Source organism: Jatrophihabitans sp. (assembly GCF_051960575.1).
Classification (GTDB): domain Bacteria; phylum Actinomycetota; class Actinomycetes; order Mycobacteriales; family Jatrophihabitantaceae; genus JBQCEE01.
The window spans coordinates 1-25861 of record NZ_JBQCEE010000426.1 but is presented as its reverse complement, the minus strand read 5'-3'; the positions used below and the strand labels follow the sequence as shown (position 1 = coordinate 25861).

Sequence of the window (25861 nt, the reverse complement as noted above, 5' to 3'; positions counted from 1 at the left end):
CAGCGGCGACCGGGTGCCGTCCGTGCCGCGCCGGACCCGCCGGCCGGTGGGCACGCCGGCGCCGGGGCCCCGCGCCGGGGCCGGGGCGCCGGGCGGGGGGGAAACCCCCCCCCCGGGGAGTAAGAGGGGTGCCCCGCCGGGTGGGGGTGTTGCCCGCCGCCCGCCCCCCCGGCGCCCGGCCGGGCCCCCGGCGCCGGCGTGCCCACCGGCCGGCGGGTCCGGCGCGGCACGGACGGCACCCGGTCGCCGCTGGACCCGGGATCGTCCCTCGGGCTCGGTGTGGCGGTGATCTGGCTCAGCCTGCTCGTGCTCATCCCGCTCGCCGCCGTCGTGAGCAAGGCCTTCGACGGCGGGTGGGGCCAGTTCGTCGACGACATCACGAAGTCGACCAACCTCGACGCCCTGAAGCTGACCCTGCTGCTGTCGGTGTCGGTCGCGGTCGTCAACGCGGTCATGGGGACACTCGTGGCGTGGGTGCTCGTGCGCGAGCGCTTCCCGGGCGCACGTGTGCTGGAGTTCGCGATCGACCTGCCGTTCGCGCTGCCCACCATCGTCGCGGGCCTGGTGATGCTCGGGCTCTACGGCGAGGACAGCCCGCTCGGCGTCAGCCTGGTCGGCACGCGCATCGGCATGTTCGTCGCGCTGCTGTTCGTGACCCTGCCGTTCACGGTGCGCACCGTGCAGCCGGTGCTGCTCGACCTCGACCGCGACGCCGAGCAGGCGGCCGCGTCCCTCGGCGCCGGGCCGTTCACCGTCTTCCGCCGCATCGTGCTGCCACCGATCCTGCCGGCGCTGCTGTCGGGCGGCACGCTCTCGTTCGCCCGCGCGCTCGGCGAGTACGGCTCGCTGGTGCTGATCGCGAGCAACATCCCGCACCAGACGCTCATCGCGTCCGCGCTCATCTACGGGCGGCTGCAGGACGCCGACAACCCGGTCGCGGGCGTGCGGCAGGCCGCCGCGCTCGCGACGGTGCTGCTCGTGGCCAGCGCGGTGGTGCTCACCGTGCTCGCCCTGCTGCAGCGGCGGAGGGAACGTCGTGGCTAGCCCCGCCCGCACCACCATGCGCGCCGTCGTCGTCCTCTACGTCGGCGTCATCATCCTGCTGCCCGTCGGCGTGCTCTGCTTCCGCGCCTTCCAGCCGGGCATCGGCCAGTTCTTCCACACCATCTCGTCCGGCCCCGCGCCCGCCGCCTTCCAGCGCTCGGCGCTCGTGGCCGCGTGCTCGGTCGTCATCAACACCGTCTTCGGCGTGGGCGTGGCGATGCTGCTCGCCCGGCGCCGCTTCGCCGGTAAGCGCGTGCTCGACGCGATCATCGACCTGCCGATCGCGATCTCGCCGATCGTCGTCGGGCTCGCGCTCGTGCTGGTCTACGGCGTCGGCGGCTGGTTCGGGCTCGGCGTGAACCAGGTCATCGGGGCCACGCCGGGTCTCGTGCTCGCGACCACGTTCGTCTCGCTACCGCTCGTGCTGCGCAGCGTGCTGCCGGTGCTCGAAGAGGCTGGCATCGAGCAGGAGCAGGCGGCCGCCTCGCTGGGTGCGAGCGCGGTGCAGACGTTCCGCCGCATCACCCTGCCGACGATCCGCGTGGCGCTGGGGTACGGCGTCGTGCTCGCGCTCGCCCGGTGCATCGGCGAGTACGGGGCGGTGCTGGTCGTGTCGGGCAACTTCCAGGACCAGGCGACCGCACCGTTGCTCATCTCGCAATTCCTGCAGAACGACTTCGACAAGCAGTCGGCTTACGATCTGGCATTCGTCCTCATGCTGGTGTCGGTCGTCGCCATCGTCGCGGTCTCGCTGCTCCAGGGTCGTCGGAAGAAGGTCGGTTCGTGAGCATCGAGGTCCGCGGGGTCACCAAGCGGTTCGGCGATTTCGTCGCGCTGGACGACATCGACCTGACGATCAGGCCCGGCGCGCTCACGGCGTTGCTCGGGCCGAGCGGCGGCGGCAAGTCGACGCTGCTGCGCATCATCGCCGGGCTCGAGAAGCCGGACAGCGGCAGCATCCACATCGAGGGCAACGACGCGACGACGCTGCCGCCGCAGCGCCGCAACGTCGGCTTCGTCTTCCAGCACTACGCCGCCTTCAAGCACCTCACGGTGTACCGCAACGTCGCCTTCGGCCTCGAGATCCGCAAGCGCCCGAAGGCCGAGATCGAGCACCGGGTGCGCGAGCTGCTCCAGCTGGTGCACCTCGACCAGTTCGCCGACCGGCTGCCGTCGCAGCTGTCCGGCGGCCAGCGCCAGCGCATGGCCCTGGCCCGGGCGCTCGCGGTCGAGCCCACGGTGCTGCTGCTGGACGAGCCGTTCGGGGCACTCGACGCCAAGGTGCGCAAGGAATTGCGCGACTGGCTGCGCCGCCTGCACGACGAGGTGCACGTGACCACCGTGTTCGTCACCCACGACCAGGAGGAGGCCCTCGAGGTCTCGGACGAGATCGTGGTGATCAACGACGGGCGGATCGAGCAGATCGGCAGCCCCGACGACCTCTACGACCACCCGGTCAACGACTTCGTGATGGGCTTCCTCGGCCCGGTCACCACGCTCGGCGGCCGGCTGGTGCGTCCGCACGACATCGAGATCGCCACCTCGGCGGTGCCGGGGTGGGTGCAGGCGACGGTCGTGCGGCTGCAGCGCATCGGCTTCGAGGTGCGCGCCGAGGCGCGGACGCCCGACGGCGCTGTCACCCTGGCCCAGCTCACCCGCGGCCAGGCCGAGGCGCTCCGGCTGCGCGAGGGCGCGACGGTGTGGTTGCAGGTCGAGCCGGCCAGCACGACGATCCCGACGCCGACGCTGGTCTGAACCGCGCGCCTGTGCGGCGCCCGGAACGGACTTTGCGAGGATGCGATCGTGCAGATCTCCGCGAAGACCGACTACGCGATCCGGGCCTTGCTCAGCCTCGCGGCGCACGAGCCCGCGCTGGTCAAGGTCGACACGGTGGTCAGCGAGCAGGGGATGCCGCGCAAGTTCGTCGAGGCGATCCTCGGTGAACTGCGCCGGGCCGGCATCGTCCGCAGCCAGCGCGGCGCCGAGGGCGGCTACGCGCTGGCCCGGCCGGCCAAGGACGTCATGCTCGGCGCGGTGATCCGCGCCGTCGACGGCCCGCTGGCCGAGGTGCGCGGGCTGCGTCCGCACGAGACCACCTACACCGGCGTCGCCGAGCACCTGCCGGAGGTCTGGGTGGCGGTGCGCGCGAGCCTGCGCCGGGTGCTGGACGAGGTGAGCCTGGCCCAGGTGCTCACGGGCACGCTGCCCCCGCACGTGCGCAAGCTGGTCGAGACCCCGGACGCCTGGCTGCCGCGCTGACGCAGCGCCGGGCCGATCCCTCGCGTGGTGATCGTCCCGGGCGTACCGTCCAGGCATGGGGAACATCGGGCCGCAGCGGCAGCGCTACGAGGTGCTGCCCGACCGTGTCGACACCGCCGCGCCGGCCGAGCGCCGGTCCCGCGCCGACGAGCCGGAGCAGCCGCATCGCGTGGCCGAGCCGGCCGGGCGCGACCCGCGCGACTGATCGGGGCAGCGGTGGGCGCATTCGCCGGTGGGGGCACCGGCGTCGAACCGCTCGTCGGCGAGATCCGCGGGCTGCGCACCTTCCGCGTCGACGAGGCCGGGCTGCTGCTGCCGCTCTACAGCGAGTGCGCCTGGGACGACGGCGACAACATCGCGACCTGCGCGCCGCCGACCGGCGACCACCCGCGTCGTGAGCACGTGGTGCCGAGCGACGACTGCGAGTGCGGCTACTACGCCTACGGCACCCTCGAGGCCGCGCGGCGGCAGCGGCAGGCCCGGTTCGTGCTCGCCATCGTCGCCTGCTGGGGCAACGTCGTCGCGGGTACCCAGGGCGTGCGGGCCGAGCACGCACGGGTCGAGGCGATCTGGGTGGCGCCGACCGCCCCCGCCTTCGTCCGTCGCCGCCTGGGCGTGCGCTACCCGTCGGCCCGCCTGTACGACGACGTCGACGTGATGCTGGCGGAGTTCCCGCTCACCGCGCTGCCCTGCTACGAGCCGCCGCGGCGCCGGGGCGCCCTGCGCCGAGCGGGCGTGGGCGCCCTGCTCGCACTGCTGCTGACGCTGGGCGTGCTGCCGCTCGAGGTGCTGCGCGGCACCGGGCTGCTGTGGGACCTGTGGCTGGCCGCGACGACAGCGGCGCTCGCGGCGACCGCGTGGCTGGCGGCGGGGGCACGCTGGGCCGGCCACGTCGCGGCGGCACTGGTGATGACCGGGTTCGTGGCCTGGCTCGTCGCCCCGTGGCTGGGGCTGTCCGGCTGGCTGCTGCGCGCCCCGCTGCTGCGCGGCGCGGCCGTCGCCGGATGGGGGTTCGTGATGAGCCTGCGGCCGGGCTGGTTCCCGGTCGTGCCGTCGGCGCGCGAGCGGACGTTCTGCGGGGTCCGTGCGTCCGGCTGACAGCGGCACACCCGCGCCTTCGTAGACTCGCGGGGTGACCTCGCCGACAACGTCCCGCCGCCGCGCCGCCACCCGGCGCCTGCCGGCCACCGGGGGCGGCGTCATCACCCGCACCACGCTGCCGGGCGGGCTGCGCGTCATCACCGAGGCCATGCCCGGCGTGCGCAGCGCGAGCATCGGCGTCTGGGTCGGCGTCGGCTCGCGGGACGAGTCGCTGTCGCTCGCCGGCACCAGCCACTTCCTCGAGCACCTGCTGTTCAAGGGCACCACGACGCGGTCGGCGCTCGACATCGCCAGCGCCATGGACGCCGTCGGCGGCGAGTTCAACGCCATGACCGACAAGGAGTACACCTGCTACTACGCGACCGTGCTCGACCGCGACCTGCCGCTGGCGGTCGAGATCGTGTCCGACGTCGTGCTGTCGGCGACCGTGGCCGGACGCGACGTCGAGGTCGAGCGGGGCGTGGTGCTCGAAGAGATCGCGATGCGCGACGACGACCCGTCCGACCTGGTGCACGACGAGTTCTCGTCGGCCCTGTTCGGCGACACCCCGATCGGGCGCCCGATCCTCGGCACCGAGAAGTCGATCCGCGCGCTGACCCGGCGGCAGATCCACGGCTACTACACGCGGCGCTACCAGCCCGAGGCGATGGTGGTCTCGGTCGCCGGCAACGTCGAGCACCGGGCGGTCGTCGACCTCGTGCGGCGGGCGTTCGCCGGGCGGCTGGCCGACGGCGCCGAACCGGTCGCGCCGCGGCGGGGGAGCGCGCCGGCCGTGCGTCCGGTGGCGCCGGTGACGGTCATCGGCGACGACACCGAGCAGGCCAACATCGTGCTCGGCGGACGCGGCATCTCGCGTCACGACGACCGGCGCTGGGCCCTCGGCGTGCTGTCCGCCGCGCTGGGCGGCGGCATGAGTTCGCGGCTGTTCCAGCGCATCCGTGAGGAGCGCGGGCTGGCGTACTCGGTGTACTCGTTCACCAGCAGCTACGCCGACACCGGGCAGTTCGGCGTCTACGCCGGCTGCCAGCCGGGCAAGGCCGACGAGGTGATCGGCCTGATGCGCGCCGAACTCGACGCCGCGGCGCACGGTGGGCTCAGCGCCGACGAGATCGAGCGGGGCAAGGGGCAGATGCGCGGGTCGATCGTGCTCGGCCTCGAGGACACCGGGTCGCGGATGAGCCGCATCGGGAAGGCGGAGCTCGCCCACGGCGACGTGCTCGGCCTCGACGAGCTGCTCGCCAAGGTCGACGCCGTGACACCGGACGAAGTGGCGGCCATCGCCGCCGACCTGCTCGACCGACCCCGGTGCCTGACCGTGGTCGGCCCGTTCGACGACCACGACTTCGACGGAGCGGTGGCATGAGCGAGGCAGCTGTGACCGAACCCCTGCGCGTCGGCGTCCTCGGCGCCCGCGGGCGCATGGGGCAGCAGGTGTGCAAGGCGGTCGACGCCGCGCCCGACCTCGAGCTCGTCGCGATGGTCGACGCCGGCGACTGGCTGTTCTCGGTGGCGGACGCCGGCGCCCAGGTGCTCGTCGACTTCACGCACCCCGACGTGGTGATGGACAACCTGCGCTTCGCCGTCGACCAGCACATCCACGCCGTCGTGGGCACGACCGGCTTCACCGCCGACCGGCTCGACACGCTGCGCGGCTGGCTCGCCGACGTGCCCGACCTCGGCATGCTCATCGCCCCGAACTTCGGCATCGGCGCGGTGCTGTCGATGAAGTTCGCGCAGCTGGCCGCCAAGTACTACGACTCGGCCGAGGTCGTCGAGCTGCATCACCCCGGCAAGGCCGACGCCCCGTCGGGCACCGCGGCGCGCACGGCACAGGTGATCGCGCAGGCGCGCGCCGCCGCCGGGATGGGCCGCGCGCCGGACGCGACCACCCAGGCGCTCGAGGGCGCGCGCGGCGCCGACGTCGACGGCGTGCGGGTGCACGCCCTGCGCATCGCCGGCCTGGTCGCGCATCAGGAGATCGTCTTCGGCACCGAGGGCGAGACGTTGACGATCCGGCACGACTCGCTCGACCGGGTGTCGTTCATGCCGGGCGTGCTGCTGGCGGTGCGGCAGATCGGGTCGCGTCCGGGGCTGACCGTGGGCCTCGAGGCCCTGCTCGACCTCTGAGCCGCCGGTGACCGCCCGCCGCGTCGTCGGCGTCCTGATCATCGCCCTGCTCGCGTACTTCGCGATCATCGGCTGGTTCGGCGTCATCCTCGTGCAGCAGTCGAAGTGGACGCTCAAGTTGCTCGGCGTCGTCGTCTTCGTGCTGCCGGTGATCGGCGGGTACGTCGTCTGGCAGGAGGTGCAGTTCGGCCGGGCGACACAGCGGCTGGCCCAGCAGTTGCCGGACGGCCCGCCCGACCTGCCCCGGCGCCCGTCGGGCCGCGTCGAGCGGTCGGCCGCGGACGCGTGGTTCGCGCAGTGCCGCACGGCCGTCGAGGCCGAGCCGGCCGACTGGCGCGGCTGGTACCGGCTGGCCGAGGCCTACGACCTGGCCGGCGACCGGCGCCGGGCCCGCGCGACGATGCGCAAGGCCATCATGATCGAGTCGTCGGACGCGTCCGCACTCTGACACCATGCCGCGCATGCGTGCCGCGGTGAGCCGTCGATGACGCCGGCCGCGATCCCACCGGACGACCCGCGCACGCCGCTGGTCGAGCAGCTGCGCTGGTTCCGGTTCCTGCCGGGCTTCTCCTCCGGTATCGCCGAGCGGGACGACACCCTCGAACTGCGGGTGCGTGCGGGTTCGGACGCAGAGCGGGTCGAGGTGTTCGCCGCGTTCGGCGTCGCGGCGCGGTGGTGGCCGGCCGACCGTCCCGTTCCGGCGCACGCGCTGCCCTACGTCGACCCCGGCTACCTCGACTCGCCCGCCCTCGTCCCGGACTCGTCGCTCGTGCAACCCGGGCTCGTCCGGCTGATGGGCTCGACCGGCTTCCTGTACGCCACCGACGACGCGGTCTGGCTCGACCTCGTCGACGTCGAGCAGCGCGCGGTGACCGACCTCAACCTGCGGGCCGCCATGGCGGTCGAGCGCGAGATCGTCCCTCGGCTCGTCGATCGCCTGCCACGGTGGCCGTGACCGGCCCCGCCGTCGCGGCCGAGGCCGGCACGGTCAGTCGCGGCCGACGTGGGTGTCCAGCCACGCGGTGAGCGGCGCGAGGGCACGCCACCGCTTCGTGATCTCGGTCTTCGCCTTCGCCGTCGACAGCCAGTCGGGACAGCCGAGCTGCTGCGAGGCCGTGAGCGACTTGTACGTCAGCAGGTCCGCGCGCGGATGGTCCTTCGGGTAGCCGCTCGGCACCCGGGTGATGCGGTCGCCGCCGATCTCGAACCCCTTCTTGCGGACGGCCGCGAGCGTGCGTTCGAGCTCGGCGCCCGCCACGTCGTCGGCGACGGCACGTCGCAGGCGGTCGACCTGCGGCGAGGACGTCTCCCAGTAGCCGCCGGCGAGGAACAGGCCGGCGGCGGAGATGTGCAGGTAGGTGCTCGACTCGCCGAACCAGGCGCCCTGGTGCGTCTTGTACGGGGTCTTGTCCTTGCTGAACCGGACGTCGCGGTAGGGGCGGAACAGCTTGGCCGGCCCGAACTCACGCTCGAGCTCGGCGATCAGCGCCTCGAGCGGGGCCCGCACCGCCTCGTCGTACGTCGCCTTGTGCGCCGTCCAGAACGCCTTGGTGTTGTCGGCCTCGAGATCCTCGTAGAAGTCGAGGGCCGCCGTCGGGATGCCGGTGAAGCTCACGCGACGAGCCTAGGCAACGCCGCCGACAGCGTGCCGCCGGTACACGGCTCCGGCCGGCCGATCCGGATGCCCACAGCGGCCCGGAGGCCGTCCACGCCATCAAGATCCGGTGCTGCGGGCACGCCCTCGACCGCCGTCGGACGCGAGGGCTCAGCCCCCGTCGGCACCGATCGCGACGTGCAGCCGCACCTCGCGCAGTTCACCGACGCCGGTGTCGAGCCCGCGGACGACGCCGTCGGGCTCCCAGCCGGCGGAGGCGAGGAAGTCCTGGGTCGTGCGGTCGGCCTCGGGCACCCAGGCGATCGCCCGCTGCAGCCCGTCGGCCCGCGCGGTGTCCACCGCTGCCGCCAACAGCCGCGAGCCGTGGCCCCGACGTCCCCATCGCGGCTCGACGAGCAGCGGACCCACCGCCGCCGTCAGCCCCAGCGCGATCTCCTCGTCGACCGCCGACCCCTCGGCCTCGACCTCGTCCGGCGCCAGCGCGACGAAGCCGACGACCCACTGCTGCTCGAGCGCCACGAGCACGTGGTGCCGCGGCGACGGCGGTGACGCGACCGCGGCCGCCCACGCCTGCGCCGCACCGTCGATCGACAGCCCGTCGAGCACGGGGGCGGGCAGTACCGTCCGGTACGCCGACCGCCACGTCTCGACCTGGATGCGCGCGATCTCGGCGACATCCGCACCGGTCGCCGGGCGCACGCTCACATCGGCCATGACGCGAGCCTAGAGATCGGCCGGGTGACGAGCCGTGCCGGTCAGCGCGACCGCACCATCACGGCCGGGTCCATGTCGTCCGGCTCGCGGGTCGCGGACGCGACCAGCTGCGCGAGCGCCACGAGCACCGCACCGACGACGGCGAACGTCACGCCCCGGCCGGACGTGCCGTCGACCTGCTGCTCGACGACGAGGCCCACGCCGACCACCACGCCGGCAGCCCACACGAAGCTGGTGGCGCGGCGGCCGTTGCGCGCACCGGCCAGGCAACAGGCGATGCCGAGCAGCACGGTGAGCACGCCGGCGCCGGTGATGCTGGTCTGGATGCCGAAGCCGACGAGCCCGAGCACCGTCGCGCCGAAGGCCGGGTAGACGAGGCCGGTGGCGGGCCCGTGCAGGCCACGCCGGTCGAGCGCGAAGGCGATCGCGTAGTAGCCCAGCCCGAAGATCAGGCCGACGGCGGTGATCGCGCCCGCGCCGCCGCTGGACGAGACGTCGCCGGTGTTGAACGCCGACGACGCGACGCGGCCGAGCACCTCGTCCTGCGCCGACTTGAACAGCACGTAGTCGAAGAACGTCGTCGCGATCAGGAAGATCAGCACGGTGTGCCCGCGCAGTCCGGGCACCGCGGCGTAGGCGACGGCCCAGGCGACGATCGACACCCACGCGATCAGGTCGAGGTTCAGCGGGAAGCTGCCACCCGACACGTCCAGGCTGAAGAACCCCAGGGCCAGCGGCACGCCGCCGGCGAAGAGCGCGGTGGCCGCCGTCGCGAGCGGTCCGCGCCGGCGGCTGAGGCCGAGCAGCACACCGACCGCGGCGACCGCGAGGAAGATGACGCCGGCGAGGATGTGCCGGTCGCTGCCGCCACGGCCGGTCGGCAGGCCGTTCTCGTCGAGGCGGACGCTGCCCACGAGGTCCGACCCGACGTACTGGCCCGCCCAGACCACGAGCCCGATCAGCGCCAGCACCGCGCCGGCTCCGGCCAACGCAACGGCGAAGCGGGGCTCCGGACGCCGCTGCAGGCGCTCGCCGAAGCGCGAGCCGGGCGGCGTCGGGGTGCCGCCTGCCGGGTCGGCCCAGCCGGTCGCCGTGGACGACGCGGGGCCGGCGGGCGGCGGCCCCCACGACGGTGGTCCGGCGTACGGCGACGGACCGGGGGAGGGGTGTCGCGGGGGCTCGGGCGGGCCGAAGTCGCTCATGGCCGAGCAGGCTAGCGATCTTGGCCGGGTCTGTCCTGACGACGGACCGTCAGTCGACCGCCACCGTCGACGCCTGGTTCGCCGCCGAGAAGGCCTCGGCCTCCGCCCGCTCGTGCCGCCGCTTGCGCAGGTGCAGCCCGAGGTAGACGACCGCGACGAGCGCCAGCACGGCCAGCGGCGCCCAGGTCAGCGTCTCGCCGACGACGTTCAGCGCCGAGGCGAACCCGTACCCCAGCAGCACGCAGCCCGGCGCCCAGATCAGGCCGCCGGCGGCGTTCCAGAGCAAGAAGGTGCGATAGCGCATGCCGCTCACGCCGGCCATCGACGGCATCAGGGCGCGGAACAGCGCGGTGAGGCGTCCGAGCAGCACGGCCTTGCCGCCGTGGCGCAGGATGAAGCCGTCGACCGCGGCCCACCGGTGCTCGCCGACCCAGCGGCCGAGCCGGCTGCGCCGCAGCGCCGGGCCGTACTTCTTGCCGAACTCGTAGCCCACCGAGTCGCCGGCGATCGCGCAGACCGCCGCGACGGCGATCATCAGGCCGAGGTTCAGCGTGCCGTACTTGGCGTTGCAGAAGACGCCCGCGACGAGCAGTGCCGTCTCGCCGGGCAGCACCATGCCGATCAGGATCGCCGCCTCGGCGAAGCAGAGGCCGCCGGCGATCAGGTACAACCACGAGCCCACCGACTCGCCGATCGTCCGCATGATGTGCTCGAACACGTTGCCATGCTCGCACGCAGCTCGACCGTCTGTCGCTGTCACAGCATCCTCGTAAGGTGCCGGTCATGAGCCCCCGGCCCGTGTCGATCAGCCGTCCGCAGGCGCGCCGCATCGCCCTCGCCGCCCAGGGCTTCGCCGACCCCCGACCGGCCGGCCGCGTCGACGCGCGCCACATCCGCCGGGTGCTCGGCCGCATCGGCCTGCTGCAGCTCGACTCGGTCAACGTGTTCTGCCGCTCGCACTACCTGCCGGTGCTCGCGCGTCTCGGCCCCTACCCGCGCGACCTGCTCGACCGGCTGACCGCGCACACCAGCGGCCCGGTGCAGCGCGAGCTGGTCGAGTACTGGGCGCACGAGGCGTCGCTGGTCCCGCTGTCGACACACCGACTGCTGCGCTGGCGCATGGCCCGCGCGCATCTCGACTCGTGGGGCGGCATCCGCCGGCTCGCCCGCGAGCAGCCGGGGCTGCTGGACGAGGTGCGTGCCCTCGTCCGTGATCAGGGGCCGGTGCGCGCCAACCAGACCGGCATCCCGCGGCCGGCCCGCGCGCCGGGGGACATGTGGAACTGGCACGACGGCAAGGTCGCGCTCGAGTACCTCTTCTTCGCCGGCGAGGTGATGGCCGCGCGACGCGTCAACTTCGAGCGTCTCTACGACGTGCCCGAGCGCGTGCTGCCGCCCGCTGTACTGCAGGCACCGACGCCCGACCCGGACGACGCCCAGCGCGAGCTCGTCCGCATCGCCGCGCGAGCCCACGGCATCGCCACCGAGCCCGACCTGCGCGACTACTTCCGGCTCGCCCCCGCGGCGGGCAAGCGCGCGGTGGCCGAGCTGGCCGAGTCGGGTGAGCTGGTGCCGGCCGAGGTCGACGGCTGGGCCGCGCCGGCCTGGCTCTGGCACGAGGCCGCCCGACCCCGTCGCGTCCGCGCCCGGGCGCTGCTGTCGCCGTTCGACTCGCTCATCTGGTTCCGCGACCGCACCGAGCGGCTGTTCGACTTCCGCTACCGCATCGAGATCTACACTCCGCCCGAGCAGCGCCGCTACGGCTACTACGTGCTGCCCTTCCTGCTGGACGAGGCCCTGGTCGCGCGGGTCGACCTCAAGAGCGACCGGCAGGCCGGCAGGTTGCGCGTGCAGGCGGCGTGGCTCGAGCCCGGGGCCGACGAGACACACACCGCCGCGGAGCTCGCCGCCGAGCTCGCGATCACCGCCGAGTGGCTCGGGCTCGACGGTGTCGAGGTGACGCCGAGGGGCACCCTGGCGCCTGCGCTCGCCGCGGCCGTGCGCGCCGCGTGATCAGCGGCGTGATCACACGTGCGAGCGCAGCCAGGCCGCGAAGAACGGGCTGGTGACGCGGTACGTGCCGTCGACCATCGTCGCGAGGTCGGCCTGCAGCAGCCTGGTCAGCGAGTTGCGCAGCGCGCCGGGGCTGCGGGCCTGCACCGCGTCCCGGAAGTCGTCGGCGTACGGCGTCGCGGTCGGCGCCTCGGCGAGCCGGCGCAGCACCCGCCGCTGGCCCGGTGCCAGCGCCGCGAACCGCCAGGCGTCGAAGTCGGCCTCGTGCTCGACGGCCAGCCGCATACCGGTCTCGACGTCGCTCGCGGTGATCGTCCGCCCGGCGGTGTTGTACACCTCGTAGGCCAGGTACTGGATGTCGTTCGGTACCGGCCCGGCGAGCTCGACGATGCGGTCGGCGAGGGTCACCGACAGGCGCTTCTGCCCCGCGGTCGCGCGGCGCACCAGGAAGTCGCCCATCTCCTCGGGCGGGATCGGCGCGAGCGCCAGCCGCGAGGTCATGCCGTACAGCGGCCCGGTGCTCTCGAGCGTCAGCTGCTGCATCACGTGCTGCTTCGAACCGGCGAGCACCAGTGACACCGTCGGATGGCGATCGGCGAGGGACTTGAACAGCCCCGGCAGGTGCGGGCCGAGGTCGAGCACGTCCTGGAACTCGTCGACGATGAGCACCGAAGGCTTGCGGGGCGCCACCTCGGCGAGCACGGCGTAGACGTCGGCCACGATGTCGTCGAGCTCGCCGGACGAGAGGGTCGCCGCGAACGAGAAGCTCGGCTGGTCGCCGTTGAAGGTCACCGTCGGCTTGACCCGCAGCCGCGACAGGAACGTCGGCACGGCCTGCTTGGCCCGGTGCCAACGACCCCCGTCGAGCCGGTAGGTCTGCCGCAGCAACTGCCCGGCGAGCGAGCGCGCGTCGGCCAGCCCCATCGCCGACACCGACACCACGGCGCCGCCGTCGCGCTCGACGATCTCGGCCGCCCGGCGCAGCAGCGAGGTCTTGCCGTACCGGCGCGGTGACACCACGACGACGTTGATGCCGTCGCGCATCCGCTCGACCAGCGTGTTCACCTCGTGGTGCCGGCCGGTGAACTGGTCGCCGGTCACCGGCGACCCGTAGTGGTACGGGTTCGGCACGCTACTCCCCCCAGCGTTACTACGTCGTCAGTAACTCGTCTGACAGTAACGCACCCCCGTCCGTCGGGCCCCTTGCAGCCCCGCCCGTCGGACCCCTTGTCCCGCAGCACCGGGAAATCTGGCCCGAATGCCCCGGCGCAGCGGGGCAAAGCGGGCCCACAATGCGGCGCAGCGGGACAAGGGGGGGCGCAGCACGGCGCAGCGGGACAAGGTGGGTCGACGGCGCGGCGTCGTGGGACGACCCGCCGCCCGCCCCAGAGCCGGCCGTCAGGCGGCGCGGAACAGCCGCACCCGCCCGCTGCCGGTGCGGGCGCGCAGCGTGATCGCGCGGCCGGTCGAGGGTGTCGACTCGATCGGCAGTTCCGAGCGCACGTCGCCGCTGCCCGAGGAGAGGTCGAGCCGTGCCGCGACTCCGGCCGGCACGCCGATGTGCACGCTGCCCGACCCGCTGACGATGTCGACGTCGCCGTGCGCCGCGCCGATGCGCGCGCTGCCGGCCCCGGTGCGGGTGTGCACCGCGGCGTGCGCCAGCGCGATCTCGACCGTGCCACTGCCACAGCCCGCGGTGACTGCGCCGACGACCTCGCCGAGACGGGCGTCGCCGGCGCCGGTGCGCACCTGCACGCGTCCGCCGACCCGCACCGCGCGCACACTGCCCGACCCGAACCGCGCCCGCAGGTCGCCGTCGATCTGTTCGAAGTTCGCGCCGCCGGCGCCGAACGCGACGTCGGCCTCGCCGCAGCGCCCGAGCACGGTGATGGGTGCGGTGTGGGTGAGCACCTCGATGTCCGACCCTGCAGGCACGACGACCTCGACGTCGACCTCGTCGCGACCGCTGCGTCCGAAGATCGGCAGGTCCAGGACGCCGCCGGCGCGCGGGGCGCGCACGAGCAGGGTGCGGCCGGACAGGTCGACGGTGATCGCGGCGGCGTCGACCTTCGCCGAGCGTGGCCGGATCACCACGCTCGCCTCGTCCACGCCCTCGGCCGCGGTGACCGAGACGCTGCCGTGCGCGATGCGCAGCATCAGCGCCACCGGCCCGCTGACCGGGAAGCGACGGGTGACGGGGTTCGTCTGCTCAGCCATGGATCCATCCGCTCACGTGATGGGCGCCGCCGATGGCGCCGAACGAGGGGCCGCGGGCGCCGCCGCGACCCACGCCGAGGGCCTGCGACAGGGTCGCGACCACCCAGGCGTTCACCGACATGCCCTCGTGCAGGGCCGCCGTGTCGACGCGGGCCTTGAGCTGTTCGGGCAGCCGCAGCGAGATCCGCGCCGTCGCGTCGGTCTCGTCCGCCTCGACCGCGACGGGCGGCGGGGGAGCGGCCGGTGGTGCCGTCGGGCGCACCTCGACCCGCACCCGGTCGTCGTCGAGGGCGACGGTGACGGTCGGGGCGCCGGGCTGGTCGAGCAGGGCGGCGGTCGTCTCCTCGGCCGCGAGCGTCACCGCACGCAGCACGGCGAGCCGCACCGCGGGGCCGGCCGCCGCGGCGAGCGACGTCGCGACCTCCCTCGTCCGCTCGTCGCCGAGCGCGGCCACGGCGACGAGGTGCCGGTCGACCTCGCCGAGGATGTCGTCGAGCTGCATGACGCCACTGTGACATCATTCTGACGTCATGACAATGCCATCGCACTGTCGCGTGTGGCCACCGGCCGCCGCGAGTGGCGCGGGTTAGGCTCGCGGGCACACCTCACCGCTGCTGGAGTCGCCGTGCCAGAGATCGTCCCGCTGAAGGTCCAGGCCATCGCCTGGACGCACTTCGAGCCCCCGGCCGACGTGCCGTGGGAGACGGACGCCGACGGCGGTCAGGCGCTCGCCGAGTTCGCCGGGCGGGCCTGCTACCAGTCGTGGAAGAAGCCGAATCCGGCCACCGCGACGAACGCCGGCTACCTGCACCACATCCTCGAGGTCGGCCACCTGTCCGTCCTCGAGCACGGCACGGTGACGTTCTACTTCAGCGGCATCTCGCGCTCGCTCACCCACGAGCTCATCCGGCACCGGCACTTCAGCTACTCGCAGCTGTCGCAGCGGTACGTGCCCGAGCGCGACGCGGCCATGGTCGAGCCCGACGTCATCGCCGCCGACCCCGAGCTGCACGCCAAGTTCGTCGCCGCGACCGAGGCCGCGGTCACCGCCTACACAGAGCTGCTCGAGGGGCTCGAGAAGCGCTTCGCCGACGTCGAGCACGCCACGCTGCGCCGCAAGCAAGCGCGGCAGGCCGCTCGCGCCGTGCTGCCGAACGCCACCGAGACCCGCATCGTCGTCACCGGCAACTATCGCGCGTGGCGGCACTTCATCGCCATGCGCGCCTCCGAGCACGCCGACGTCGAGATCCGCGAGCTGGCCATCGCCGTGCTGCGCGAGCTGAACCGCGTGGCGCCGAACGCCTTCGCCGACTTCGGGATCACCACGCTGCCGGACGGCACGGAGGTCGCGTCCAGCCCGATGGTGAGCGAAGGCTGACCTGCCGCGCTGCCTGATCCCGGTGGCTGGGGGCGGTAGATTGGGCCCGTGAGCACCGACCCGCGCCGCCCGTTCGGACGCGTGGTGACCGCCATGGTGACGCCCTTCCGCGCCGACGGGCGTCTCGACCTCGAGCGCGCTGCCGAGCTGGCCATCCGGCTGGTCGACGAGCAGCGCAACGACGCGCTCGTCATCAGCGGCACCGGCGGTGAGGGCCCAACCACGACGGATGCGGAGAAGGCCGACCTGCTGCGCGCCGTCGTCGACGCGGTCGGCGACCGGGCCCGCATCATCGCCGGCGTCGGCACCTTCGACACCGCGCACACCGTCCACCTCGCCGACGACGCCGCCAAGGCCGGCGCCGACGCGTTGCTGGTGGTAACGCCCTACTACTCGAAGCCGCCGCAGGCGGGGCTGCTCGCCCACTTCCGCACGGTCGCCGACGCCACCGACCTGCCGGTGATGCTGTACGACATCCCCGGACGCGCGGGCATCCCGATCGCGACCGAGACGCTGCTGGCGCTGGCCGAGCACGAGCGCATCGTCGCGGTGAAGGACGCGAAGGGCGATCTGACGGCGTCCTCGCGCGTGCTCGCCGAGACCGATCTGGCCTACTACGCCGGTGACGACGCCCTGCTGCTGCCGCTGCTCGCCGTCGGTGCGGTCGGCGTCGTCGGCACGTCCACCCACTTCTGCGGTGCGGTGACGCAGGACCTCGTCGCGGCCTTCGAGCGTGGCGACACCGCCGAGGCCACCCGCCTGCACCGACAGCTGCTGCCGATCTTCACCGGCATCTTCCGCACGCAGGGCACCATCCTCGTCAAGGCCGGCCTGCGTCTCGGCGGCTTCGACCCCGGGCCTGTGCGTCCGCCCTTGGTCGACGCGACCGACGCCGAGATCGCGACCCTGCGCAACGATCTTCGCGCCGCCGGGCTGCCTGTCGACTGACCGTCCGCCGCGCCTCACCGGTCAAGCTCGACCGGAGGGTTACGGTTGCTCGGTGGCAGCCACGAAGTCCCGCCCACGGCCGGCAGCGAAGTCCACGGCGCGCAGTGCCAAGAAGTCCTCACCGGCCGCACCGCTCGCCGGCCTCGGCCGCGCGATCGCCGCGGTGTGGCGTGCCATCGCCTCGGTGCTCGGCTCGCTCGCGCGCGCGGTCGGGCGCAACGCCGCCGCGGCCCGTGACATCGACCCCGAGCACCGCCGCGACGCCGCCGCGCTCGGCGTGCTCGCGTTCGCCCTCGTCGGCACCGTCGCGATCTACCTGCATGCCGCCGGACCGATCGGCGACGGCATCGAGGCCGGCATCCGGGCGCTGATCGGCAACGGCGCGCTGTTCGTGCCCGTGCTCGCCGTCGCGCTCGGCGTGCACATGCTGCGCCAGCCCGCCGAGCCGGCCGAGCGCGGTCGTGTGGTCGTCGGGTCGATCGCCCTGGCCGCCTGCCTGCTCGGCATGCTCGACCTCTGGGTCGGCGACACCGGCACCGCGCACGCGCGCGCCCACGCCGGCGGCTGGCTCGGCCGTGCCGTCGGCGCCCCGCTCTCGGCCGGGTTGTCGCCCGTGCTCGCCGTGCCGGTGCTGATGCTCATCGGGGCCTTCGGCGTCCTGGTGATCACCGCGACGCCGCTGTCGGTGCTCGTCGACTACGTGCGCGCCCTGCTCGCCAAGCCCGAGCCGATCGAGCTCACCGCGCCACCGGTCGACGACGAGGCGGTGGCCGCTCGTCCGAAGCGGAAGCGCCGCGTCGCCGCCGACCCCGCCGAGGCGGACGCCGAGACGACCGAGCTGCCCGACTTCCTCGCCGATCCGGTCGGCGGCGGCCACGTCGCCGTCGAACCGCCCGCGAAGACGCCGAAGCCGCGCAAGCCGCGTCCGGCGCAGGTCGAGGAGGACCTGCCGCCCATCAGCATCCCGATGCAGCTCGAGCTCAACAACGGTGGAGGTCTCTACACGCTGCCGACGCTGGACGTGCTCAGCGAGGGGACGCCGCACCTCGAGCACACCCGCGCGAACGACGAGGTGATCAACTCCCTCACTCAGGTCTTCACCGAGTTCGACGTCGACTGCGCCGTCACCGGTTTCAACCGCGGCCCGACCGTCACCCGCTACGAGGTCGAGCTCGGCCCCGGCGTGAAGGTCGAGCGGATCACGAACCTGACCCGCAACATCGCCTACGCGGTGAAGAGCGCCGAGGTGCGCATCCTGTCGCCGATCCCGGGCAAGAGCGCGGTCGGTGTCGAGATCCCGAACGCCGACCCCGAGATCGTCATGCTCGGCGACGTCCTGCGGTCGTCGGTCGCGCAGCGCGACCACCACCCGATGCTGGTGGCGCTGGGCAAGGACGTCGAGGGCGGCTTCGTCGTCGCGAACCTGACCAAGATGCCGCACCTGCTCGTCGCGGGCGCCACCGGCGCGGGCAAGTCGTCGTGCATCAACACGCTGATCCTGTCGGTGCTCACGCGGGCCACGCCCGACCAGGTGCGCATGGTGCTCATCGACCCGAAGCGCGTCGAGTTTGCCGCCTACCAGGGCATCCCGCACCTCGTCACGCCGGTGATCACCAACGCCAAGAAGGCCGCGGACGCGCTGCAGTGGGTCGTCCGCGAGATGGACATGCGCTACGAGGACATGGAGCACTCGGGCGTCCGGCACATCGACGACTTCAACCGCAAGGTGCGCAACGGCGAGCTCGTGGCTCCGCCGGGTTCCGAGCGGATCTACTCGCCGTACCCGTACCTGCTCGTGATCGTCGACGAGCTCGCCGACCTGATGATGGTCGCCCCGCGCGACGTCGAGGACTCGGTCGTGCGGATCACCCAGCTCGCGCGTGCGGCGGGCATCCATCTCGTGATCGCCACCCAGCGTCCGTCCGTCGATGTCGTGACGGGCCTGATCAAGGCCAACGTGCCGTCGCGGCTGGGGTTCAAGACCTCGTCGCTGGCCGACTCGCGCGTCATCCTCGACCAGCCGGGTGCCGAGAAGCTGCTCGGCAAGGGCGACGCCCTGTTCCTGCCGATGGGCGCGTCCAAGCCGGCCCGCATGCAGGGTGCCTACGTCACCGACGCCGAGATCAACGCGATCGTCGAGCACTGCAAGACCCAGCTGCAGCCGACCTACCGCGACGACGTCACCGCACCGCAGGCGCCGAAGAAGGAGATCGACGAGGAGATCGGCGACGACCTCGACCTGTTCCTGCAGGCCGTCGAGCTGGTCGTGTCGACGCAGTTCGGCTCGACCTCGATGCTGCAGCGCAAGCTGCGCGTCGGCTTCGCGAAGGCCGGCCGGCTCATGGACCTCATGGAGAGCCGCGGCATCGTCGGCCCGTCCGAGGGGTCGAAGGCGCGCGAGGTGCTCGTCATGCCGGACGAACTGGCGGGCCTGCTCTACACGCTGCGCAACGGCGGCAGCGCGGCCGATCTGGTCGCGGCTGACGACGATGGCGAGGACGACGCCGCGACCGCAGCGCCGAGGGGGGGCGCGTCGGGCTGCGGGGGCGTGGGGTGGGGGGGCGGGGGCGGGGGCCGGCGCCCGCCCGGCTCAGTGCCGGCGGCGGTGCCGGCCGATGTAGAAGAGCGTGAAGAAGCGGCGGCGGTTGTCGGCGCGGCGGTGCCGCCCGATGTAGGTCTCGGTGCGCTCGTCGGTGACCGGGAACCCGGCCCGCGACGGCGACCACGCGGTGTAGGTGGGCTGCAGGGTCGACATGTGTCGGACGCTACGGCCGCACGACGCCCGAGCGCGGGAGGCGCGCGGGCGATCCGTCCCGCGGCATCGGACGCCCGCGGCGCGCGGTGTGTGGCGCCCGTGCGGGTGGACGCGCCGGGCCGGGCCCCGCAGCGTCGCCACGCGTGACCACGTCCATGATCAACAGCCTCCGGTGGCTGCAGGCGACCGTGCGGCGCTGTTGATCACCGAGCCAGCTGTCCAAGGTCCTGTCAGTCGTCGGTGTCGAGCACAGTCGTCTCGACCGTGGTCGCGTCGATCACCGGCATCCCGAGCGACGCCGCGAAGCGGTCGTTCAGCACCAACGTGTGGTCGAACTCGCCCTTGAGGTGCTTGACCAGGGTGTCGGCGAGCCGGTCGCCCATCGGACGGAAGGTCATCCACGTCATCCCTGCCGAGACGACGCCGCCGACCACCGGCACGGCCTTGCTGATCGTCTTCTCGACCGTCTTCTTGGTGATCTGCTTGCCGAGCAGGGCGCCGACCTTCTTGACGATCGGGTACCACGTCGTCTTGGTGAGGGCCTGGGCTGCGACCTTTTTCCCGATGGTTGCACCTGCCGTCTTCGACGTGTTCGCCACGAGCGCTGCCGCACCTGCTGCGCCGAACATCGCCCCGAGGTACGCGATCACGCGGATCTGCGCCGCTTCGCTCAACTCGCCCGAGCCCTGGAAGAGGTCGTCCTCGCCGAAGAGATAGGCGATCTGCTGGGCGAGGTTCAGCGCGAAGCCGAAGTACTGCGCCACGTCGGCCCCACCCGCCGCGAACATCGCGATCGGGTTGCCGGCCAGCCCGGTGGCGAACGATGCGAGCGAGCTCTTCGACGCGCTGTTCCTGATGATCGTGTCCGCCATCGTCCGGAGCGAGTCGGGCGTGTACACCTCCTGTGGGCCTCGCTCGAGGATCACGTCGAGGTGCGGTGAATCGGCGAACTGCTTGCGCAGGAACGCCTCCCGGTCGACACGGACCACAGGCAGCTTCGACACGGCGCCGATCGTCTGCAGCGTGGTCGAGTAAAGCTTCTCCTGCTTTGCGGCGTCCATGATCAGCACCGTAACCGGCATTTGGCGCAAGTGCTCCTCGGGATGATCCCGTCGGCCGTCAGAGGTGCAGCAGCATGCGGGTGTTGCCGAGGGTGTTCGGCTTGACGTACTCGAGCCCGAGGAACTCGGCGACGCCCGGGTCGTACGAGCGGCGTAGCGCCTCGTAGGTGTTGGGATCGACCGGGGCGCCGTCGATCTCGACGAACCCGGCGCGGGCGAAGAAGTCGACGTGGAAGGTCAGGGCGAACAGCCGGGCCAGGCCGAGCTCGCGCGCGGTCTCGATCAGCCGGTCGAGCACGGCGCGGCCGAGGCGGGCGTTGCGGTGGTCTGGGTGCACGGCCAGCGTGCGCACCTCACCGAGATCGGCCCACAGCACGTGCAGGGCGCCGCAGCCGACCACCTCGCCGCCGATCTCCGCGACGACGAAGTCCTGCACGTCCTCGTACAGCGTCACGAGCTCCTTGGCCAGCAGCCGCTTGCCCGACCCCGCGTAGATGTCGACGAGTGCCTTGATCGCCGGGACGTCGGCGGTGCGTGCCCGCCGGACCAGACTGCTCGACACGGGGCCTTACGGTACGGCCTGCTCCAGCGGCAGGTACGGCGCGCTGCCGTCCCCGTTGGTGAAGGTCAGGCCGGCGACCACGCGGTCCATGTCCGCGCGGTCCTGCGCGGTGAGCGGCAAGGAGTCGTAGGTGGGCGCGCCCGCCGACTCGCTGATCCCCAGCTCGAGCCAGCCGCCGCGGTAGGGGACGTCGAGGACGCCGGCGGTGCGGTCGTACCAGCCGATCTGTCCCCCGACCACCGTGCGGTGGGCAGCGGTGTGCGTGACGGTGCTCGGAGCGTGCGGCCAGGTCGTGACGTCGAAGGTCCGCCCCTCGGCCGACGACAGCGTGACGGTGAGCGAGTACCCCTCGGACCGGTCGTCCGTCACGCTGGTCAGCGGCAGGTCGGGCACGAACCCGAACCGGAACGGCACCGGGATGGGGACGTCGACCGTCGGCCGGAGCGCCGCCGCGAGCAGTTCGAGGGTGGAGGTCCGCTCGCCCAGGGCCGTCACGCCCTGCACGACCGCCCAGCGTCCGGGTGCGAACTGCCACGCAAGCGTCCGGACCACATGCTTGCCCACGCCGATCCACGACATCCGACCGAGCCGTGCAGGGTGGCCGGCCACGGTTGCCGCGGCCCACCCGTCGGTGTGCGCGTGGAAGGCACCGGCCTCGAACACGCTGGCGTAGTCCGTCGCCGCCTCACAGCCGTTGCAGCCGTACGGGAAGTCCGGATCCGCGGCCGCTCGCAGCGTCACCAGTCTCCGGCCGGGCTCCGAGGCCCGCAGGGTCGCCCTCCAACCGGCCGGGACGACCAGGCCCACCGTCGACGCCGGCGCCTGCCCGGCGGCTGTCGGCGTCGGCGTCGGTGTCGGTGTCGGTGTCGGTGTCGTGCTCTGCGTCGCGGGCGGGGGAGCGGAGCGCCGGTCGCGGCCCCCGAGCTGCGCGACGCCGACGGCCAGCAGCACCACGGCGGCCGCGGCCGCGAGGGCCAGCCACCGGACCGACCGCGCTCGGCGGGCTGCTCGCGCGGCGCCCAGGTCGAGCACCTCGTCGTGGTCGACCGGATCGGCCGGCGCGGCGTCCAGGTCGAGCAGGGCGGCCGGCAGGGTGGTGATGTCGCCGGCGCGTGCGGCCAGGGTGGCCCGCAGGCGGGTTTCGAGGTCGTTCATCGTCCGGTCTCCTCGGTCACGTCGGTGTCCTCGCGCAGCGCCGCGAGGGCGCGCGAGGCGAGGCTGCGCACGGTGCCGCGGCGGCACCCGAGCAGCTCGGCGATCTGCTCGTCGGTGGCGTCCTCGTAGAACCGCAACACCAGCACGGCCCGCTGCCGGTCCGGGAGCCGTCGCAGCGCCCGCCAGAGGAGGTCGCGCTCGGCCGGATCGTCGCGCGGCGCCGTGGCCGACTCGGGCAGCTCGGCCATGCTGAGCTCGCCGCTGGCACGTCGTCGTCCGCGACTGATGTGGCCGTTCACCACGGCCCGGCGGGCGTACGCGACGGGGTCGTCGACGCCGAGCGTCGCCGGGAACCGGCGGTGCAGGGCCAGCAGCACGTCCTGCACGAGGTCCTCGGCACGGTGCCGGTCGCCGGTGACGAGGTAGCCGAAGCGCAGCAGCTCGAGGCCGTGCGTCCGGGCGAGATCCGCCACCGTCGCCGGGCGGGGGCGTGTCCCGTCCGCAGTCATGATTGCCACGCACCGTATGACGCTGTGTCCGTACCTGACTGTTGCCGCGGGTAACCTGCAATGGTGTCGACGTCTGACCGCCGTGTGGCGCTGGTGACCCTGGGATGCGCCCGCAACGAGGTCGACTCCGAGGAACTGGCCGGCCGGCTCAGTTCGTCCGGCTGGTCGCTGGCTGATGACTCGGACACCGCGGACGTCGTCGTCGTGAACACCTGCGGGTTCATCGACAGCGCCAAGAAGGACTCGATCGACACGCTGCTGGCCGCCGCCGACACTGGACGCAAGGTGGTGGCCGTCGGCTGCCTGGCCGAGCGGTACGGCGACGAACTCGCCGCCTCGCTGCCCGAGGCCGACGCCGTGCTCGGCTTCGACTCCTACGCCGACATCGCGGCCCGTCTCGACGACGTCGCCGCCGGCCGGCCGGTCGCGCCGCACACCCCGCGCGACCGCCGCACCCTGCTGCCGGTGACGCCGGTGCACCGTCCGGCCGCCGTCGCCGAGGTCGCCGTGCCCGGCCACGCCTGGGTGCCGCAGGGGCGTCGCCGGCTCGACGACGCGCCGGTCGCGTACCTCAAGCTCGCGTCCGGCTGCGACCGGCGCTGCACGTTCTGCGCGATCCCGTCGTTCCGCGGCTCGTTCGTGTCACGCCCGCCGGCCGAGGTGCTCGCCGAGGCGCAGTGGTTGGCGTCCACGGGTGCGCGGGAACTGGTGCTCGTGAGCGAGAACTCGACGTCCTACGGCAAGGACCTCGGCGACCTGCGCGCGCTCGAGACGCTGCTGCCGCAGCTCGCCGCCGTCGACGGCATCGAGCGGGTGCGCGTGTCGTACCTGCAGCCCGCCGAGCTGCGTCCGTCCCTGCTCGAGACCATCGCGACCACGCCCGGCGTGGCGCCGTACTTCGACCTCTCGTTCCAGCACGCGGCCGAGGACGTGCTGCGGCGCATGAAGCGCTTCGGCTCGACCGAAGGCTTCCTGGACCTGCTCGCGCGCGTGCGTGACCTCGCGCCGACCGCCGGCGCCCGCAGCAACGTCATCGTCGGCTTCCCCGGCGAGACCGAGGCCGACCTGGACGAACTGTGCCGGTTCCTGTCCGAGGCGCGGCTGGATGCGATCGGCGTCTTCGGGTACTCGGACGAGGAGGGCACGGCCGCGGCCGACCTGCCCGGCAAGCTGTCCGACGACGAGATCGCCGCGCGCGTCGCCCACGTGTCCGCGCTCGCCGACGAACTGGTCACGCAGCGGGCCGACGACCGCGTCGGCGAGGCCGTCGACGTGCTCATCGAGGACACCGGCGACCTGGACAGTGCCACCGGCCGGGCCGCGCATCAGGGCCCCGACGTCGACGGCGTCACCACCGTGCTCGGCGCCCGCGTGCGCCGCGGCGAGCTCGTGCGCGCCGTCGTCACCAAGACCGACGGCGTCGACCTGGTCGCCGAGCTCGGCGGTGCCCGATGACCGCGGCCGAGCGCAAGCCGCCGCGCGCACTCGCGCCCGAGGCCGACCACCTCGCCGACGCCACGACGTCGGTGTCGGCGTGGAACCTGCCGAACGCGCTGACGGTCTTCCGGCTGCTGCTCGTCCCGGTCTTCGTGGTCGTGCTCTTCCACGGCTCCGGCCACGAACGCGGCTGGCGCGTGCTGGCCTGGGGTGTCTTCGCGCTCGCCGCGGTCACCGACCGGCTCGACGGCGATATCGCCCGCAAGCGCGGCCTGGTCACCGAGTTCGGCAAGCTGGTCGACCCGATCGCCGACAAGGCGCTCATCGGCGCGTCGCTCATCGGCCTGTCGATCCTGCACGAGCTGCCGTGGTGGATCACCGTGCTGATCCTCGCCCGCGAGCTCGGCGTCACGCTGCTGCGGTTCTGGGTCATCCGGCACGGTGTCATCCCCGCCAGCCGGGGCGGCAAGCTGAAGACCCTGCTGCAGGACGTCGGCATCGGCCTGTTCGTCCTGCCCCTCACCGGGCTGCTGCACGCCCTGGCCTGGGTGTTCATGGTCGCGGCGATCATCGTCACGGTGATCACCGGCATCGACTACGTCTTCCGCGCGGTGAACCTGCGCCGCATGTCGCTCGCCGGCGCCGGCGCGCCGGACACGCCGACCGTCCCGTCGCAGGTCGCACCGCCGGCCCAGCCGTCGGTCTGAATCCGCCCGCGCGGGAACGCCCGGACGCCGCCGGCCGTTGATCCGACGATGCCGTTCGCTGTGAGCGGACGGTGTCGTCACCGCCCTCCTGGCACCCATCACGCCGGGTACGGTGAACTTCCTGCACCACCGGCGAGGAGGACCGCATGCCCGTGCTCCGTGAGGTCGTGGGCTCGAGCCTGCGAGCGGCCCGCATGCGCCAGGCGCGCACGCTGCGCGAGGTGTCGTCGAGCGCCCGCGTCAGCCTCGGCTACCTGTCCGAGATCGAGCGCGGGCAGAAGGAGGCGTCGTCCGAGCTGCTCGCGGCGATCTGCCGGGCCCTCGACGTCGAGCTGTCCGACCTGTTCGCCGAGGTGAGCCAGACGCTGCGGCGCGAGGAGAAGCTCGCCGCCGCGGGCCGGCTCGCCGCCGTGCCGGCCGTCGCCGCACCGGTCGGCCCCGGCCGTGGTCCGGCGCCCGCCGAGGCCTCCGTACGGCGGCTGCCCACCGTCGCTGCGTGATCGGCCGCCCGCACCACGTCATCTACGACTGCCCCGACCCGGCCGCGCTCGCGGCCTTCTACGCCGAGCTGCTGAGCCTGCCGATCACCTACCGCGGTGACGACTTCGTCGTCGTCTCGCGGGACGCGACCACCTCGGGCTTCGCCTTCCAGCGGGCGCCCGACCATGTGGCACCGGCCTGGCCCGACCCCGTGCGCCCGCAGCAGGTGCATCTTGACGTGATGGTCGACGATGTCGAGATCGCCGCGGCGCAGGTGGCTGCGCTCGGTGCGCGCCGGTTGTCGGGCAGCGTGTTCGCCGACCCGGCCGGGCATCCGTTCTGCCTCGTGCCACGGCCGTCGTGGGCGCCGCCAATCGCCCCTGGTGACCCATCCGTCCCATCCGTCACGACCTGACGCGGGTGGCAGCGTGTCCGCCGCGACGCCCCGGCCGCCGTCGGTAGCTTCCGGACTCGGACGGGTTCCTCGCCCGTCGGCGCCGCACCGGAGGACGCATGCCCAGCCCGCTGGCCGAGACCCTGTTCCGCCCGACCGCACCGCCGCTCGAGCCTCAGCCGG

The 25861-nt window shown here is 73.2% G+C and carries 28 protein-coding genes and 1 pseudogene; 18 read left to right on the top strand and 11 right to left on the bottom strand.

What is annotated here, in order from left to right; genetic code table 11:
- Positions 1-198: 198 nt before the first annotated feature.
- From cysT to ACTHMS_RS24035, 10 genes are read left to right on the top strand one after another with little or no spacing between them, the layout of a single operon-like run.
- The gene (cysT, locus tag ACTHMS_RS24080; protein ID WP_440309191.1) at positions 199-1044 is read left to right on the top strand and encodes a sulfate ABC transporter permease subunit CysT; all 846 of its coding nucleotides are present in this window, start codon (positions 199-201) and stop codon (positions 1042-1044) included.
- Positions 1037-1831, top strand: a complete 795-nt coding sequence (locus ACTHMS_RS24075; RefSeq protein WP_440309190.1) for a sulfate ABC transporter permease subunit — start codon at positions 1037-1039, stop codon at positions 1829-1831. Before cysT ends, ACTHMS_RS24075 begins: the two co-directional genes overlap by 8 nt.
- Positions 1828-2799 carry a sulfate/molybdate ABC transporter ATP-binding protein gene (locus ACTHMS_RS24070; RefSeq protein WP_440309189.1) on the top strand — a complete coding sequence of 324 codons (972 nt, stop codon included), beginning with the start codon at positions 1828-1830 and terminating at the stop codon, positions 2797-2799. Before ACTHMS_RS24075 ends, ACTHMS_RS24070 begins: the two co-directional genes overlap by 4 nt.
- A gap of 48 nt (positions 2800-2847) precedes the next feature.
- Positions 2848-3303: an RrF2 family transcriptional regulator gene (locus ACTHMS_RS24065; protein ID WP_440309188.1), complete on the top strand. Its 456-nt coding sequence runs from the start codon at positions 2848-2850 to the stop codon at positions 3301-3303.
- 55 nt (positions 3304-3358) lie between these two features.
- Positions 3359-3508 carry a hypothetical protein gene (locus ACTHMS_RS24060; RefSeq protein WP_440309187.1) on the top strand — a complete coding sequence of 50 codons (150 nt, stop codon included), beginning with the start codon at positions 3359-3361 and terminating at the stop codon, positions 3506-3508.
- 11 nt (positions 3509-3519) lie between these two features.
- Positions 3520-4401 carry a hypothetical protein gene (locus ACTHMS_RS24055; protein ID WP_440309186.1) on the top strand — a complete coding sequence of 294 codons (882 nt, stop codon included), beginning with the start codon at positions 3520-3522 and terminating at the stop codon, positions 4399-4401.
- Positions 4402-4435: 34 nt separating this feature from the next.
- On the top strand, positions 4436-5767 hold the full coding sequence (locus ACTHMS_RS24050) for a M16 family metallopeptidase (RefSeq protein ID WP_440309185.1): 1332 nt from the start codon (positions 4436-4438) through the stop codon (positions 5765-5767).
- Entirely contained in the window at positions 5764-6531 is a 768-nt protein-coding gene (gene dapB / locus ACTHMS_RS24045) for a 4-hydroxy-tetrahydrodipicolinate reductase (RefSeq protein WP_440309184.1), read from the top strand. Before ACTHMS_RS24050 ends, dapB begins: the two co-directional genes overlap by 4 nt.
- A gap of 7 nt (positions 6532-6538) precedes the next feature.
- Positions 6539-6979 carry a hypothetical protein gene (locus tag ACTHMS_RS24040; RefSeq protein WP_440309183.1) on the top strand — a complete coding sequence of 147 codons (441 nt, stop codon included), beginning with the start codon at positions 6539-6541 and terminating at the stop codon, positions 6977-6979.
- 36 nt (positions 6980-7015) lie between these two features.
- Positions 7016-7486 carry a hypothetical protein gene (locus ACTHMS_RS24035; RefSeq protein ID WP_440309182.1) on the top strand — a complete coding sequence of 157 codons (471 nt, stop codon included), beginning with the start codon at positions 7016-7018 and terminating at the stop codon, positions 7484-7486.
- Positions 7487-7519: 33 nt separating this feature from the next.
- Here ACTHMS_RS24035 and ACTHMS_RS24030 read toward each other — a convergent pair whose 3' ends face one another.
- The 4 genes from ACTHMS_RS24030 to ACTHMS_RS24015 all read right to left on the bottom strand — a co-directional run bounded on the left by ACTHMS_RS24030 (position 7520) and on the right by ACTHMS_RS24015 (position 10780).
- Positions 7520-8146 (bottom strand): DUF2461 domain-containing protein, encoded by a 627-nt coding sequence (locus tag ACTHMS_RS24030; protein ID WP_440309181.1) that lies wholly within the window; start codon positions 8144-8146, stop codon positions 7520-7522.
- A 150-nt stretch (positions 8147-8296) separates the two neighbouring features.
- Positions 8297-8860 (bottom strand): N-acetyltransferase family protein, encoded by a 564-nt coding sequence (locus ACTHMS_RS24025; RefSeq protein WP_440309180.1) that lies wholly within the window; start codon positions 8858-8860, stop codon positions 8297-8299.
- 41 nt (positions 8861-8901) lie between these two features.
- Complete coding sequence (locus ACTHMS_RS24020) at positions 8902-10062, bottom strand: hypothetical protein (protein WP_440309179.1); 1161 nt, start codon at positions 10060-10062, stop codon at positions 8902-8904.
- Positions 10063-10111: 49 nt separating this feature from the next.
- Positions 10112-10780, bottom strand: a complete 669-nt coding sequence (locus ACTHMS_RS24015; RefSeq protein ID WP_440309178.1) for a DedA family protein — start codon at positions 10778-10780, stop codon at positions 10112-10114.
- Between the two features lie 65 nt (positions 10781-10845).
- On the opposite strand from ACTHMS_RS24015, the gene ACTHMS_RS24010 reads away from it, so the two are divergent.
- Entirely contained in the window at positions 10846-12075 is a 1230-nt protein-coding gene (locus tag ACTHMS_RS24010; RefSeq protein WP_440309177.1) for a winged helix-turn-helix domain-containing protein, read from the top strand.
- A gap of 12 nt (positions 12076-12087) precedes the next feature.
- Here ACTHMS_RS24010 and ACTHMS_RS24005 read toward each other — a convergent pair whose 3' ends face one another.
- The 3 genes from ACTHMS_RS24005 to ACTHMS_RS23995 all read right to left on the bottom strand — a co-directional run bounded on the left by ACTHMS_RS24005 (position 12088) and on the right by ACTHMS_RS23995 (position 14794).
- On the bottom strand, positions 12088-13206 hold the full coding sequence (locus ACTHMS_RS24005; protein WP_440309176.1) for an AAA family ATPase: 1119 nt from the start codon (positions 13204-13206) through the stop codon (positions 12088-12090).
- A gap of 267 nt (positions 13207-13473) precedes the next feature.
- Entirely contained in the window at positions 13474-14292 is an 819-nt protein-coding gene (locus ACTHMS_RS24000) for a DUF4097 family beta strand repeat-containing protein (RefSeq protein ID WP_440309175.1), read from the bottom strand.
- The gene (locus ACTHMS_RS23995; protein ID WP_440309174.1) at positions 14285-14794 is read right to left on the bottom strand and encodes a toxin-antitoxin system HicB family antitoxin; all 510 of its coding nucleotides are present in this window, start codon (positions 14792-14794) and stop codon (positions 14285-14287) included. Before ACTHMS_RS23995 ends, ACTHMS_RS24000 begins: the two co-directional genes overlap by 8 nt.
- A gap of 123 nt (positions 14795-14917) precedes the next feature.
- Between ACTHMS_RS23995 and thyX the strand changes: the two genes are divergently transcribed.
- The 3 genes and pseudogenes from thyX to ACTHMS_RS23980 all read left to right on the top strand — a co-directional run.
- Positions 14918-15670: an FAD-dependent thymidylate synthase gene (gene thyX, locus ACTHMS_RS23990; protein ID WP_440309173.1), complete on the top strand. Its 753-nt coding sequence runs from the start codon at positions 14918-14920 to the stop codon at positions 15668-15670.
- Positions 15671-15763: 93 nt separating this feature from the next.
- Positions 15764-16618, top strand: coding sequence for a 4-hydroxy-tetrahydrodipicolinate synthase (gene dapA / locus ACTHMS_RS23985; RefSeq protein WP_440309192.1), 855 nt, complete (start codon positions 15764-15766; stop codon positions 16616-16618).
- Positions 16619-16670: 52 nt separating this feature from the next.
- A pseudogene (locus ACTHMS_RS23980) lies at positions 16671-19079 on the top strand (DNA translocase FtsK 4TM domain-containing protein); the annotation flags it as partial.
- Positions 19080-19603: 524 nt separating this feature from the next.
- Here ACTHMS_RS23980 and ACTHMS_RS23975 read toward each other — a convergent pair.
- Genes ACTHMS_RS23975 through ACTHMS_RS23960 form a run of 4 tightly spaced genes read right to left on the bottom strand, consistent with a single transcriptional unit; the run spans position 19604 to position 22660 of the window.
- The gene (locus ACTHMS_RS23975) at positions 19604-20434 is read right to left on the bottom strand and encodes a hypothetical protein (protein WP_440309172.1); all 831 of its coding nucleotides are present in this window, start codon (positions 20432-20434) and stop codon (positions 19604-19606) included.
- Positions 20435-20492: 58 nt separating this feature from the next.
- A complete protein-coding gene (locus tag ACTHMS_RS23970) occupies positions 20493-20996 on the bottom strand; it encodes an amino-acid N-acetyltransferase (RefSeq protein ID WP_440309171.1) in 504 nt (167 codons plus the stop codon).
- A gap of 6 nt (positions 20997-21002) precedes the next feature.
- A complete protein-coding gene (locus tag ACTHMS_RS23965) occupies positions 21003-22151 on the bottom strand; it encodes a hypothetical protein (RefSeq protein WP_440309170.1) in 1149 nt (382 codons plus the stop codon).
- Complete coding sequence (locus tag ACTHMS_RS23960) at positions 22148-22660, bottom strand: SigE family RNA polymerase sigma factor (RefSeq protein ID WP_440309169.1); 513 nt, start codon at positions 22658-22660, stop codon at positions 22148-22150. The genes ACTHMS_RS23965 and ACTHMS_RS23960 overlap by 4 nt, the downstream gene beginning before the upstream one ends.
- Before the next feature lie 60 nt (positions 22661-22720).
- On the opposite strand from ACTHMS_RS23960, the gene rimO reads away from it, so the two are divergent.
- The 4 genes from rimO (at position 22721) to ACTHMS_RS23940 (ending at position 25699) form a co-directional block, all read left to right on the top strand.
- Entirely contained in the window at positions 22721-24115 is a 1395-nt protein-coding gene (gene rimO / locus ACTHMS_RS23955; RefSeq protein ID WP_440309168.1) for a 30S ribosomal protein S12 methylthiotransferase RimO, read from the top strand.
- Positions 24112-24804, top strand: coding sequence for a CDP-diacylglycerol--glycerol-3-phosphate 3-phosphatidyltransferase (pgsA, locus tag ACTHMS_RS23950; RefSeq protein ID WP_440309167.1), 693 nt, complete (start codon positions 24112-24114; stop codon positions 24802-24804). Before rimO ends, pgsA begins: the two co-directional genes overlap by 4 nt.
- Positions 24805-24950: 146 nt before the next feature.
- Complete coding sequence (locus ACTHMS_RS23945) at positions 24951-25304, top strand: helix-turn-helix domain-containing protein (protein WP_440309166.1); 354 nt, start codon at positions 24951-24953, stop codon at positions 25302-25304.
- Entirely contained in the window at positions 25301-25699 is a 399-nt protein-coding gene (locus ACTHMS_RS23940) for a VOC family protein (RefSeq protein WP_440309165.1), read from the top strand. Before ACTHMS_RS23945 ends, ACTHMS_RS23940 begins: the two co-directional genes overlap by 4 nt.
- Positions 25700-25861: the final 162 nt, after the last annotated feature.